We start from the raw sequence: 13,275 nt of genomic DNA on the forward strand, positions 1-13,275 counted from the left end.
TTTGTCAATATAAAGAAAATCCGAAAACCTTAAAACTTTGCTCTTAATATTAATCTTAAAAACGAATATTAGGACGGTTGTCTCCTTGCCTGCTATTAGGTTAGCTGCAACAATTCTTCCAGCATCAAATGTTAAAACTCCTTGTTGCTATTTTTGTTTCGGTCTTTGGTGAAGGTTATACATTATCAATCGCCCCTGTGAGGCGTTTGATATATTTCGCAAAAGGCCTTATCCAAGAGGGTATCTAACCATAACGCATTGTTTAGTCAGTGGATTGGTAACTGAAAGCCAAGGGCGGTAGCGTGCCTGAAAGCGTGTGAATCAGCCTCAATTATTCTGTCAATAGCCAATGGATGAATAAGCTTTTTTTAGGACTGATGCCAGTTATATTGCTAAATGATTAACTGCATTCTGATTGTCACCACGACCCGCGCTTATTTTAATTGCACAGGATAATTACTCTGCCAAAGTGATAAATAATCAATGATGAAATCCAAAATGAAATTGATGCCATTATTGGTGTCTGTGACCTTGATGAGTGGTTGCACGGTCTTTCCCGGCAGCAATATGTCGACAATGGGCAAGGATGTGATTAAACAGCAGGATGCTGATTTTGATCTCGACAAAATGGTGAATGTGTATCCATTAACCCCACGTCTGGTGGAACAATTACGCCCACGTCCAAATGTTGCTCAGCCAAATATGTCTCTGGACCAGGAAATTGCCTCTTACCAGTATCGCGTGGGTCCGGGTGACGTCATTAACGTGACCGTCTGGGATCACCCGGAGCTGACCACGCCTGCGGGCCAGTACCGTAGCTCAAGCGACACCGGTAACTGGGTACAGTCCGATGGCACCATGTTCTATCCCTACATTGGCAAAGTGCACGTCGCGGGCAAAACGCTTGCTGAGATCCGTAGTGATATTACCGGCCGCCTGGCGCAGTACATTGCTGACCCGCAGGTGGACGTTAATATCGCCGCGTTCCGATCCCAGAAAGCCTATATCTCTGGCCAGGTCAATAAATCCGGCCAGCAGGCTATTACTAACGTCCCGCTCACCGTTCTTGATGCGATCAATGCCGCAGGCGGCTTAACCGACGGCGCTGACTGGCGCAACGTGGTGCTAACCCACAACGGCAAAGAGCAGCGCATTTCGCTTCAGGCGCTGATGCAAAACGGTGACCTGACCCAGAACCGCCTCCTCTATCCGGGCGACATTCTGTACGTGCCGCGCAATGACGATCTGAAAGTGTTCGTGATGGGTGAAGTGAAGAAACAGAGCACCCTCAAGATGGACTTCAGCGGTATGACCCTGACCGAAGCGCTGGGCAATGCGGAAGGCATCGACCTGACCGCCTCCAACGCCAGCGGTATCTTCGTGATCCGTCCTATCAAAGGCGAGAACGCGAAGGGCAAGATTGCCAACATCTACCAGCTGGATATGTCCGACGCGACGTCGCTGGTCATGGCAACGTCGTTCCGTCTCCAGCCGTACGATGTGGTCTATGTCACCACCGCGCCGGTTGCCCGCTGGAACCGTCTGATCAACCAGTTGCTGCCTACCATCAGTGGCGTTCGCTACATGACGGATACGGCGAGCGACGTTCATAACTGGTAAGCCGCGATGTTTAACAAAATTCTGGTGGTGTGCGTGGGGAACATTTGCCGTTCCCCCACGGCTGAAAGGCTGTTGAAAAATTACCAGCCTGCGTTAACGGTCGACTCCGCAGGGCTGGGCGCGCTGGTCGGAAAAGGTGCCGACGAACGTGCCGCAAGCGTTGCCCTTGAGCATAACCTCTCACTCGACGGGCACGTTGCCCGTCAGGTCTCTGGCCGGATGTGCCGGGAATATGACCTGATCCTCGCGATGGAAAAACGCCACATTCACGCGCTGTGCGATATCGCACCGGAGATGCGCGGCAAGGTGATGCTGTTTGGTCACTGGGATGGTGAGCGCGAAATTCCCGATCCGTATCGCAAGAGCCGCGAGGCCTTTGAGGCGGTATACACCTTACTAGACCAGTCTGCCCGTCAGTGGGCGCAGGCACTGAAAGCTCAGCAGGGATAACAATGACAGAAAAAACAAGACCTTCTGCCGCCCCGACGTCGGGCAGTGATGAAATCGATATCGGTCGCCTGGTCGGGACCGTTATTGAAGCGAAATGGTGGGTGCTGGGTATTACCGCCATTTTTGCCGTGGCGGCGATCGTTTATACGCTGTTCGCGACGCCTATTTACAGCGCCGACGCGCTGGTGCAGATCGAACAAAATACCGGAAACTCGCTGGTTCAGGATATCGGCTCGGCGCTGGCCAACAAGCCGCCGGCATCGGAAGCCGAAATTCAGCTGATTCAGTCGCGCCTGGTACTGGGCAAAACGGTTCACGACCTGGGGCTGGATATCGCGGTCACCAAAAACACCTTCCCGGTGTTTGGCGCAGGCTGGGATCGCCTGATGGGGCGCAGTAACGATACGGTAAAAGTGACCGACTTCGTGATCCCAAAAGGGGCAGGGGACCAAACCTTTACCCTGACCGTGCTGGGACCAAAACAGTATCAGCTGACCAGCGACGCGGGCTTCAGCGCGCGCGGCGAGGTGGGGCAGATGCTGACCAAAGAGGGCGTCAGCATCAAGGTCAGCGCAATTCAGGCGCATGAGGGCGGGGAGTTTACGGTCACCAAATTCTCGACGCTCGGGATGATCAACAACCTGCAAAACAACCTGACCGTCACCGAAAACGGCAAGGACACCGGCGTTCTGAGCATGACCTTCACCGGTGAAGACAAGGATCAAATTCGCGACATCCTCAATAGCATCACCCGCAACTATCTGGAGCAGAACGTTGAGCGCAAGTCAGCGGAAGCCGCAAAAAGCCTGGCGTTTCTCAGTAAACAGCTGCCGGAGGTGCGCGCCCGTCTGGATGACGCTGAGAACAAGCTGAACGCGTACCGTCAGGACAAGGATTCCGTCGATCTGCCGCTGGAGGCGAAATCGGTTCTCGACTCCATGGTGAATATTGATGCGCAGCTGAACGAGCTGACCTTCAAAGAGGCGGAGATTTCCAAGCTCTATACCAAACGTCACCCGGCGTACCGCACTTTGCTGGAGAAACGTCGTACCCTGGAAGAAGAGAAGGCGAAGCTGAATGACCGCGTGACCGCGATGCCGAAGACGCAGCAGGAAATTGTACGCCTGACGCGTGATGTGGAATCCGGCCAGCAGGTTTACATGCAGCTGCTGAACAAACAGCAGGAGCTGAAAATCACCGAAGCCAGCACCGTCGGCGACGTGCGTATCGTTGACCCGGCGATTACCCAGCCGGGCGTGCTGAAGCCGAAGAAGGCGCTGATTATCCTCGGCAGCATTATTCTCGGCCTGATGCTTTCCATTGTCGGCGTGCTGCTGCGCTCGCTGTTCAACCGCGGTATCGAAAGCCCGCAGGTGCTGGAAGAGAACGGGATCAGCGTGTACGCCAGCATCCCGCTCTCCGAGTGGCAGAAGTCCCGTGACAGCGTCAAAACCGTTAAGGGCGTTAAGCGTTACAAACAGAGCCAGCTGCTGGCCGTGGGTAACCCGACTGACCTGGCGATTGAAGCGGTGCGCAGCCTGCGTACCAGCCTCCACTTCGCCATGATGCAGGCCAAAAACAACGTCCTGATGATGACCGGCGTTAGCCCATCAATCGGTAAAACCTTCGTCTGCGCCAACCTGGCGGCGGTGGTGAGCCAGACCAACAAGCGCGTGCTGCTGATCGACTGCGACATGCGTAAGGGCTACACCCACGAGCTGCTGGGGACCAACAACGTTAACGGACTGTCGGAAATCCTGCTCGGTAAAGGGGAAATCAGCGAGAGCGCCAAGCCGACGTCGATTCCGAAATTTGACCTGATCCCGCGTGGCCAGGTGCCGCCGAACCCGTCTGAACTGCTGATGAGCGAGCGCTTTACGCAGCTGATTGAGTGGGCGAGCAAAAACTATGACCTGGTGCTGATCGATACCCCACCAATTCTGGCGGTTACCGACGCTGCCGTGGTAGGGCGTCATGCGGGCACCACGCTGATGGTCGCACGCTATGCGGTGAACACCCTTAAGGAAGTGGAAACCAGCCTGAGCCGCTTTGAGCAGAATGGTATTGAGGTGAAGGGGGTCATTCTGAACTCCATCTTCCGCCGCGCGACCGGGTATCAGGATTACGGCTATTACGAGTACGAATACAAGTCTGACAGTAAATAACAAAATGCACCCCACACCCCTCACCCTAACCCTCTCCCCAAAGGGGAGAGGGGACTGTTCGGTGCTGGATTTGGGGGACGAACGTAATGATAACCACTGGATGCCTTTCACCCTCTCCCCTATGGGGAGAGGGCCGGGGTGAGGGGAAAATATGACCACACAACGCCCTTTGATTTCTATCTATATGCCGACATGGAATCGTCAGCAGCTGGCGATCCGCGCGATTAAATCGGTCCTGCGTCAGGATTACGATAACTGGGAACTGATTATCGTGGATGACTGTTCCTCCTCTTACGAACAACTGCAAAAGTTTGTTGAAGACCTGAACGACCCGCGCGTGGTGTACACCCACAACGCCATCAACTCCGGGGCGTGTGCGGTGCGCAACCAGGCGATTATGCAGGCGAAAGGGCAGTATCTGACCGGTATCGACGACGATGACGAATGGACGCCAAACCGTCTGTCGATCTTCCTGTCGCACAAAGCGCAGCTGGTGACCCACGCGTTTCTGTATGCCAATGACTATGTCTGTCAGGGCGAGGTCTATTCGCAGCCGGCCAGCCTGCCGCTGTATCCGAAATCACCGTATTCCCGACGCCTGTTCTACAAGCGCAACATTATCGGCAATCAGGTGTTTACCTGGGCATGGCGCTTTAAGGAGTGCCTGTTCGATACCGAGCTGAAGGCCGCGCAGGATTACGACATTTTCCTGCGGATGGTGGTGGAGTACGGCGAGCCGTGGAAGGTGGAAGAGGCCACGCAGATCCTGCACATCAATCACGGGGAGATGCAAATCACCTCGTCGCCGAAGAAATTCTCGGGCTACTTCCATTTTTACCGCAAGCACAAGGACAAGTTTGACCGTGCCAGCCGGAAGTATCAGCTCTTCACCCTGTATCAGATCCGTAACAAGCGCATGAACTGGCGCACGTTGCTGACGTTGCTGTCGGTACGTAACGGCAAGCGTCTGGCTGACGGGCTTCGGGGGAAATAATGTTTCTGGAAGATTGTCGCGCTAACAGCTGGAGCCTGCGCCCGTGCTGCATGGTTCTGGCCTACCGTATTGCGCACTTTTGCTCGGTGTGGCGCAAAAAAAATGTGCTGAACAATATCTGGGCCGCGCCGGTGCTGGTGCTGTACCGCATCATCACCGAATGCTTTTTTGGCTATGAAATTCAGGCCGCAGCCACCATTGGCCGCCGCTTTACCATTCATCACGGTTATGCGGTGGTCATCAACAAGTTCGTCGTCGCGGGTGATGATTTCACCATTCGCCACGGGGTGACGATCGGCAACCGCGGGCCGGACAGCCTGGCCTGCCCGGTCATCGGCAATAACGTCGAGCTGGGTGCCAACGTAGTGATGATTGGGGACATTACCGTGGGCAATAACGTGACGATTGGCGCAGGCAGCGTGGTGCTGGACAGCATTCCGGACAACGCGCTGGTGGTGGGCGAGAAAGCCCGCGTGAAGGTGATTAAATGAACATTCTGCAATTTAACGTACGCCTCGCAGAGGGCGGGGCGGCAGGCGTAGCGCTGGATCTGCACCAGCGCGCGCTGCAAAAAGGACTCCAGTCGCGCTTTGTTTACGGTTACGGCAAAGGTGGCAAGAAAAGCGTCAGCCATGATAACTATCCGCAGGTGCTGAAGCAGACGCCACGTCTGACCTCCATCGCCAATATTGCGCTGTTCCGCCTGTTTAACCGCGACCTGTTCGGCAACCTGAATAATCTCTACCGCACCGTCACCCGCACTCGCGGCCCGGTTGTGCTGCACTTCCATGTGCTGCACAGCTACTGGCTGAATCTGGAGGAGGTGGTGGCGTTTTGTGGCAAGGTGAAGGCGCACAAGCCGGATACCCGATTCGTCTGGACGCTGCACGACCACTGGAGCGTGACCGGACGTTGCGCCTTTACCGACGGCTGCGAAGGCTGGAAAGATAACTGCCAGAAATGCCCTACGCTCAGCAACTACCCGCCTGTGAAGGTCGATCGCGCGCATCAGCTGGTTGAGGGTAAGCGTCAGCTGTTCCGCGATATGCTCTCGCTCGGCTGCACCTTTATCTCCCCAAGCCAGCACGTGGCGGACGCTTTTAATAGCCTGTACGGAGCAGGGCGCTGCCAGATCATCAACAACGGTATTGATGTGGCAACGGAAGCGATCCTGGCCGAACTGACGCCCGTAGCCGTTACCCTCGGTAAGCCGAAAATTGCGGTCGTCGCCCATGACCTGCGCTACGACGGCAAAACCAACCAGCAGCTGGTGCGCGACATGATGGCGCTCGGCGACAAAATTGAACTGCATACCTTTGGCAAATTCTCGCCGTTTGAAGGCGTTAACGTGGTGAACCACGGGTTTGAAACCGACAAGCGCAAACTGATGAGCGCGCTGAACGGTATGGACGCGCTGGTGTTCAGCTCCCGCGTGGACAACTACCCGCTGATCCTGTGCGAAGCGCTCTCCATCGGCGTACCGGTGATTGCCACCCACAGCGACGCCGCGCGGGAAGTGCTGGAGAAATCCGGCGGTAAAACCTTCAGTGAAAATGAGGTGCTGCCGCTGGTGCAGTTGTCGAAGGCCGATATCGCGCAGGCTGTTTTTGGCACTGACCTGGAATCGTTCCGCAACCGTAGCCGCAAAGCGTACAGTGGACAACAGATGCTGGAGGAGTATGTCTCGTTCTATCAGAATCTGTAGTTATCTGCTGCTGCCGCTGATCTACCTGCTGGTCAACGTTAAGATTGCCCAGCTCGGCGAAAGCTTCCCGATCACTATCGTCACCTTCCTGCCGGTTCTGCTGTTGCTTTACGTTGACAAGCTTAACCTCAAAAAGCTGATGATTGCGCTGGGCATCGGGTTTGGTCTGACGGCGTTTAACTACATTTTTGGTCAGTCGCTGGACGCCAGCAAATATGTCACCTCCACCATGCTGTTTGTTTATATCGTTATCATTATTGGCATGGTGTGGAGTATTCGCTTTAAAACTATTTCTCCGCACAATTATAGGAAAATCCTCAGGTTCTTTTATATTGTCGTCGGGCTGATTGTTGTGCTTGCGGCAATGGAGATGGCGCAAATTATTCTCACAGGCGGAAGCAGCCTGATGGGAATAATTTCGAAATATCTTATATACAGTAACAGCTATGTACTGAACTTCATTAAGTTTGGTGGCAAGCGTACAACCGCGCTCTATTTTGAACCGGCGTTTTTTGCTCTGGCATTAATCTCAATTTGGCTCAGCATCAAACAGTTCGGTATCAAAACCCCCAAGACCGATGCTATGATTCTTGCAGGAATCGTTCTGTCAGGGTCGTTCTCCGGGGTAATGACGTTTATTCTGTTTTACCTGCTGGAGTGGGCGTTCCAGTACCTGAACAAAGAGGCGATTAAGAAAAAGCTGCCGCTGGCGATAATCTCTCTGACGGTATTTTTAGTGGGCGTGATATTTGCGTTTCCGTACATTTCTGAGCGTCTGGGTGATTTGGGAACGGAAGGTTCATCGTCCTATTATCGCATCATTGGTCCACTGGTGATGGTGGGTTATTCCTTAACCCATATAGATGGCGTAGTAAGATTCGGCTCACTTTATGAATATGTTGCATCATTCGGAATCTTTAACGGTGCGGATGTCGGTAAAACCATAGACAATGGTCTGTATCTGTTAATTATCTATTTTTCCTGGTTCGCCGTACTGTTGACACTGTGGTATCTGTTTAAAGTTTTCAAAATGATGATTAACGCGTTTGGTGATAACCAGAACTTTCGCGTGCAACTTTATCTGTTCACACCGGTGTCGTTGTTTTTTACCGGGTCAATATTTAGCCCGGAATATGCATTCTTAATTGTATGTCCGTTTATTTTGCGCAAGGCGCTGAATATTACGAGCGTATGACGAAATGAGGTGATTTATGTTTCTTAGCGTCATTACTGTCGCCTTTCGTAACTACGAAGGGGTGGTAAAAACCTGGCGCTCGCTGCGCAACCTGGCGCGCGATCCGAGCCTCACGTTTGAGTGGATCGTGGTCGATGGCGGCTCGAACGACGGCACGGCGGAGTTCCTGGAAAAACTCAACGGTGAGTTCAACTTACGTTACATCAGCGAGAAAGATAAAGGCATTTACGATGCCATGAATAAAGGCATCAACATGGCGCAGGGGCGTTACGCCATCTTCCTCAATTCCGGCGATGTGTTCCATGAAGATGTGGCGCTGTTTGCCCGTCAGCTGGCGCGCCAGAAAGAAGATGCCATGTTTATCGGTGATGCGCTGCTTGATTTCGGCGAGGGGAAAAAAGTGCTGCGCGGTGCGAAACCAGGCTGGTATATCTACCACAGCCTCCCGGCCAGCCATCAGGCTATTTTCTTCCCAATGAGCGGCCTGAAAAAACAGCCTTACGATTTGCGCTATAAAGTGTCATCAGATTATGCCCTGGCCGCCAGCCTTTACAAATCTGGCTACCCGTTCCGTCGAATTAAAGGACTGGTATCTGAATTTTCAATGGGCGGCGTGTCAACCTCGAATAATCTGGAACTGTGCCAGGATGCCAAAAACGTGCAGCGTAAAATATTACGCGTGCCAGGGTTCTGGGCGGAATTATCTTATTTCTTACGTCTGAAAACGACGGGTAAAGCGAAAGCCTTATATAACAAAGCCTGAGATATAAGGAAACGTAATGCAGGAATTAAATGGATTCTCCGTACCGAAAGGTTTTCGGGGCGGGAGCGGTATTAAAGTTCAACTGTGGTGGGCTGTACAGGCAACGTTATTTGCCTGGTCGCCGCAAATACTGTACCGCTGGCGCGCATTTTTACTGCGTCTGTTTGGCGCAAAAATAGGAAAAAACGTAGTCATTCGACCTTCGGTGAAAATTACTTATCCCTGGAAATTAACGCTTGGGGATTACGCCTGGGTTGGGGATGACGCAGTGTTATATACCCTTGGTGAGATTACGATTGGCGCAAATTCGGTGGTTTCACAGAAGTGTTATTTGTGCACCGGCAGCCACGATTTTATGAGCCCGCATTTTGATATTACCGCTTCGCCTGTTGTGATCGGTGAAAAATGCTGGCTGGCAACAGACGTCTTTGTTGCACCCGGTGTTTCTGTTGGCGATGGCACGGTAGTCGGTGCCCGCAGCAGCGTTTTTAAATCGCTTCCGGCAAATAAAATTTGCCGTGGCAACCCCGCAGTGGTGATACGCGAACGCGTTGAAACTGATTAAATTCATAAGTAGAGGAATATAAACATGTCTAAAGTCGCTCTCATCACCGGCGTTACCGGGCAGGATGGTTCTTACCTGGCAGAGTTACTGCTGGAAAAAGGGTATGAAGTTCACGGTATTAAGCGTCGTGCCTCTTCATTCAATACCGAGCGTGTCGATCATATTTACCAGGATCCTCACGCGGCGAACCCGAAATTCCACCTGCATTACGGCGACCTGACCGATACCTCCAACCTGACCCGTATCCTGCAAGAAGTACAGCCGGATGAAGTCTACAACCTGGGCGCGATGAGCCACGTTGCGGTCTCCTTCGAATCCCCGGAGTACACCGCTGACGTGGACGCCATGGGTACGCTGCGTCTGCTGGAAGCGATTCGCTTCCTGGGTCTTGAGAAGAAAACTCGCTTCTACCAGGCATCCACCTCTGAGCTGTACGGTCTGGTGCAGGAAATTCCACAGAAAGAGACCACGCCGTTCTACCCGCGTTCTCCGTACGCTGTGGCGAAACTGTACGCCTACTGGATCACCGTGAACTACCGTGAATCCTACGGCATGTACGCCTGTAACGGCATTCTGTTCAACCACGAATCTCCACGTCGCGGCGAAACCTTCGTGACCCGCAAAATCACCCGCGCGATCGCTAACATCGCTCAGGGCCTGGAGTCTTGCCTGCACCTCGGCAACATGGATTCCCTGCGTGACTGGGGCCATGCGAAAGACTACGTGAAAATGCAGTGGATGATGTTGCAGCAGGAGCAGCCAGAAGACTTCGTGATTGCGACCGGCGTGCAGTACTCCGTACGTCAGTTCGTTGAGATGGCTGCGGCACAGCTGGGCATCAAGCTGCGCTTCGAGGGCACGGGCGTGGAAGAGAAGGGTATCGTTGTTTCCGTGACCGGCCACGACGCACCGGGCGTGAAGCCAGGCGACGTAATTGTCCAGGTTGATCCGCGTTACTTCCGTCCTGCTGAAGTGGAAACCCTGCTGGGCGACCCAACCAAAGCGCACGAGAAACTGGGCTGGAAACCAGAAACCACCCTGCAAGAAATGGTATCCGAGATGGTGGCCAAAGATCTTGAAGCAGCGAAAAAACACTCCCTGCTCAAGTCTCATGGCTACGAGGTTGCCATCGCGCTGGAGTCCTGAGAATGACAAAACAACGTATTTTTGTCGCCGGTCATCGCGGAATGGTGGGTTCCGCGATTGTTCGCCAGCTGGAACAGCGCGGTGACGTGGAGGTGATTGTTCGCACCCGCGACGAGCTGAACCTGCTTGACAGCAAAGCGGTGCAGGACTTCTTCGCCAGTGAACGTATCGACCAGGTGTATCTGGCGGCGGCGAAGGTGGGCGGCATCGTCGCTAACAACACCTACCCGGCGGATTTCATCTACGAGAACATGATGATTGAGAGCAACATCATTCACGCGGCGCATCTGCACAACGTGAATAAGCTGCTGTTCCTCGGCTCATCCTGTATCTACCCGAAAATGGCGAAGCAGCCGATCGCCGAGAGCGAACTGTTGCAGGGCACGCTTGAAGCCACCAACGAGCCGTATGCGATTGCCAAAATTGCCGGGATCAAGCTGTGTGAATCCTACAACCGTCAGTATAACCGCGACTATCGCTCGGTGATGCCGACCAACCTGTACGGACCGCACGACAACTTCCACCCGAGCAATTCCCACGTGATCCCGGCGCTGCTGCGTCGTTTCCACGAGGCGACTGCCGAAAACGCCCCGGACGTGGTCGTGTGGGGCAGCGGTACGCCAATGCGTGAGTTCCTGCACGTGGACGATATGGCGGCGGCCAGCATTCACGTCATGGAGCTGGATCGCGAAGTGTGGCAGGAAAACACCGAGCCGATGCTGTCGCACATTAACGTCGGGACCGGCGTGGACTGCACCATTCGCGAGCTGGCGCAGACCATCGCGCAGGTGGTGGGTTACAAAGGACGCGTGGTGTTTGACGCCACCAAACCGGACGGCACGCCGCGCAAGCTGCTGGACGTGACCCGTCTGCATCAGCTGGGCTGGTATCACGAGGTCTCACTGGAGCAGGGGCTGGCCAGCACCTACCAGTGGTTCCTGGAAAACCAGCACCGCTTCCGGGGGTAATGATGTTTTTAAGTCAGGAAGATTTTGCCACGGTAGTGCGTTCCACTCCGCTGATCTCAATTGATTTGATCGTGGAGAACGAACGCGGCGAGTTCTTGCTGGGGAAACGAACCAATCGTCCTGCACAGGGCTTCTGGTTCGTGCCCGGCGGGCGCGTGCAGAAGGATGAGACGCTTACCGATGCGTTTGAGCGTCTCACTCTGGCGGAACTGGGCCTGCAACTGCCGATGGCAGCGGGCCAGTTTTACGGGGTCTGGCAGCACTTCTATGACGATAACTTTTCAGGCACCGGGTTCACCACGCACTACGTCGTGCTGGGGTTCCGCCTGAAGGTGAGTGAGGCAGACCTGCGTCTGCCTGATTCTCAGCATGACGATTACCGCTGGTTAACGCCAGAGGCGCTGCTGGCAAGCGACAACGTCCATGACAACAGTCGGGCGTACTTCCTTGCGGAACGTCAGGCCGAGGTGCCAGGTCTATGAAAATCCTCGTCTACGGAATTAACTACTCGCCGGAGCTTACCGGTATCGGGAAATACACCGGCGAGATGGTCGAGTGGATGGCGAGCCAGGGACATGACGTGCGGGTGATTACTGCCCCGCCGTATTACCCGGAGTGGAAGGTAGGCGAACGCTATTCCAGCTGGCGCTACCGCCGCGAAGAGGGCGCCGCGACCGTCTGGCGCTGCCCGCTCTACGTGCCGAAACAGCCCTCGACGCTGAAACGTTTAATTCATCTGGGCAGCTTTGCCCTGAGCAGTTTCTTCCCGCTGATGGCGCAGCGTCGCTGGAAGCCGGATCGCATCATCGGCGTGGTGCCGACCCTGTTCTGCACGCCAGGCATGCGCCTGCTGGGAAAACTCTCCGGCGCGCGCACCCTGCTGCACATTCAGGATTATGAAGTGGACGCCATGCTCGGGCTGGGTATGGCCGGGAAAGGCAAGGGTGGCAAGGTGGCGAAGCTCGCCAGCGCCTTTGAGCGCAGCGGCCTGCACAACGTGGATTACGTCTCGACCATCTCGCGCTCGATGATGAACAAGGCGCAGGAGAAGGGCGTCCCGGCGGAAAAAGTGATCTTCTTTCCGAACTGGTCCGAAGTGGCGCGCTTCCGCGATGTGACAGACCAGGACGCGCAGGCGTTACGCGCGCAGCTCGGGTTGCCTGCTGAGCAAAAAATCATTCTTTACTCAGGCAACATCGGCGAAAAACAGGGGCTGGAGAGCGTGATTGACGCCGCGCTTCAGCTGAGCGAACACCCGTGGATGTTCGTGATAGTCGGGCAGGGCGGTGGTAAAGCGCGGCTGGAAAAAATGGCCAGCGAGCGCGGACTGACCAACATCCGCTTCTTCCCGCTTCAGTCTTATGACGCGCTGCCCGCGCTGCTGAAAATGGCGGACTGCCATCTGGTGGTGCAAAAACGCGGCGCGGCGGATGCGGTGCTGCCGTCCAAGCTGACCAACATTCTGGCAGTGGGCGGAAACGCGGTGATTACGGCAGAAGCCGCAACAGAATTAGGCCAGCTGTGCAACAGCTACCCGGGCATTGCCGTTTGCGTGGAGCCTGAATCGGTTCCTGCGCTGGTGACCGGAATTGAGCAGGCACTCGCCATGCCAAAAGAGAACACGGTGGCACGTGAATATGCCGAACGCACGCTCGAGAAAGAGAACGTGCTGAGCCAATTTATTGCAGATATACGGGGATAAAT

Annotated in this window: 13 protein-coding genes; all 13 read left to right on the forward strand. The window is 54.5% G+C overall.

Annotated elements, in window-relative coordinates; genetic code table 11:
• Nucleotides 1-483 precede the first annotated feature (483 nt).
• Nucleotides 484-1,620: a polysaccharide export protein gene (locus CU081_RS12105; RefSeq protein WP_003862079.1), complete on the forward strand. Its 1,137-nt coding sequence runs from the start codon at nucleotides 484-486 to the stop codon at nucleotides 1,618-1,620.
• Nucleotides 1,621-1,626: 6 nt separating this feature from the next.
• The gene (wzb, locus tag CU081_RS12110; RefSeq protein WP_003862078.1) at nucleotides 1,627-2,070 is read left to right on the forward strand and encodes a low molecular weight protein-tyrosine-phosphatase Wzb; all 444 of its coding nucleotides are present in this window, start codon (nucleotides 1,627-1,629) and stop codon (nucleotides 2,068-2,070) included.
• A 2-nt stretch (nucleotides 2,071-2,072) separates the two neighbouring features.
• The gene (gene wzc / locus CU081_RS12115) at nucleotides 2,073-4,235 is read left to right on the forward strand and encodes a tyrosine-protein kinase Wzc (protein ID WP_015572374.1); all 2,163 of its coding nucleotides are present in this window, start codon (nucleotides 2,073-2,075) and stop codon (nucleotides 4,233-4,235) included.
• Nucleotides 4,236-4,386: 151 nt separating this feature from the next.
• A complete protein-coding gene (gene wcaA / locus CU081_RS12120; RefSeq protein ID WP_017383272.1) occupies nucleotides 4,387-5,229 on the forward strand; it encodes a colanic acid biosynthesis glycosyltransferase WcaA in 843 nt (280 codons plus the stop codon).
• Nucleotides 5,229-5,720: a colanic acid biosynthesis acetyltransferase WcaB gene (gene wcaB / locus CU081_RS12125; RefSeq protein WP_003863505.1), complete on the forward strand. Its 492-nt coding sequence runs from the start codon at nucleotides 5,229-5,231 to the stop codon at nucleotides 5,718-5,720. The genes wcaA and wcaB overlap by 1 nt, the downstream gene beginning before the upstream one ends.
• On the forward strand, nucleotides 5,717-6,934 hold the full coding sequence (gene wcaC, locus CU081_RS12130) for a colanic acid biosynthesis glycosyltransferase WcaC (protein WP_022651485.1): 1,218 nt from the start codon (nucleotides 5,717-5,719) through the stop codon (nucleotides 6,932-6,934). Before wcaB ends, wcaC begins: the two co-directional genes overlap by 4 nt.
• Nucleotides 6,909-8,129, forward strand: a complete 1,221-nt coding sequence (wcaD, locus tag CU081_RS12135; RefSeq protein ID WP_022651484.1) for a colanic acid polymerase WcaD — start codon at nucleotides 6,909-6,911, stop codon at nucleotides 8,127-8,129. The genes wcaC and wcaD overlap by 26 nt, the downstream gene beginning before the upstream one ends.
• A 16-nt stretch (nucleotides 8,130-8,145) precedes the next feature.
• Entirely contained in the window at nucleotides 8,146-8,892 is a 747-nt protein-coding gene (gene wcaE / locus CU081_RS12140; protein WP_003863510.1) for a colanic acid biosynthesis glycosyltransferase WcaE, read from the forward strand.
• 16 nt (nucleotides 8,893-8,908) lie between these two features.
• Nucleotides 8,909-9,457, forward strand: coding sequence for a colanic acid biosynthesis acetyltransferase WcaF (gene wcaF, locus CU081_RS12145; protein ID WP_003863512.1), 549 nt, complete (start codon nucleotides 8,909-8,911; stop codon nucleotides 9,455-9,457).
• 24 nt (nucleotides 9,458-9,481) lie between these two features.
• The gene (gmd, locus tag CU081_RS12150; RefSeq protein ID WP_003863514.1) at nucleotides 9,482-10,603 is read left to right on the forward strand and encodes a GDP-mannose 4,6-dehydratase; all 1,122 of its coding nucleotides are present in this window, start codon (nucleotides 9,482-9,484) and stop codon (nucleotides 10,601-10,603) included.
• Between the two features lie 2 nt (nucleotides 10,604-10,605).
• The gene (gene fcl, locus CU081_RS12155) at nucleotides 10,606-11,571 is read left to right on the forward strand and encodes a GDP-L-fucose synthase (protein ID WP_015572377.1); all 966 of its coding nucleotides are present in this window, start codon (nucleotides 10,606-10,608) and stop codon (nucleotides 11,569-11,571) included.
• A 2-nt stretch (nucleotides 11,572-11,573) separates the two neighbouring features.
• Nucleotides 11,574-12,053, forward strand: a complete 480-nt coding sequence (locus tag CU081_RS12160) for a GDP-mannose mannosyl hydrolase (RefSeq protein WP_003863519.1) — start codon at nucleotides 11,574-11,576, stop codon at nucleotides 12,051-12,053.
• Nucleotides 12,050-13,273: a colanic acid biosynthesis fucosyltransferase WcaI gene (gene wcaI, locus CU081_RS12165; RefSeq protein ID WP_022651482.1), complete on the forward strand. Its 1,224-nt coding sequence runs from the start codon at nucleotides 12,050-12,052 to the stop codon at nucleotides 13,271-13,273. The genes CU081_RS12160 and wcaI overlap by 4 nt, the downstream gene beginning before the upstream one ends.
• The last annotated feature ends 2 nt before the right edge of the window (nucleotides 13,274-13,275 follow it).

Source organism: Enterobacter sp. CRENT-193, from assembly GCF_002787395.1.
In the GTDB taxonomy this organism is placed as follows: domain Bacteria; phylum Pseudomonadota; class Gammaproteobacteria; order Enterobacterales; family Enterobacteriaceae; genus Enterobacter; species Enterobacter hormaechei_C.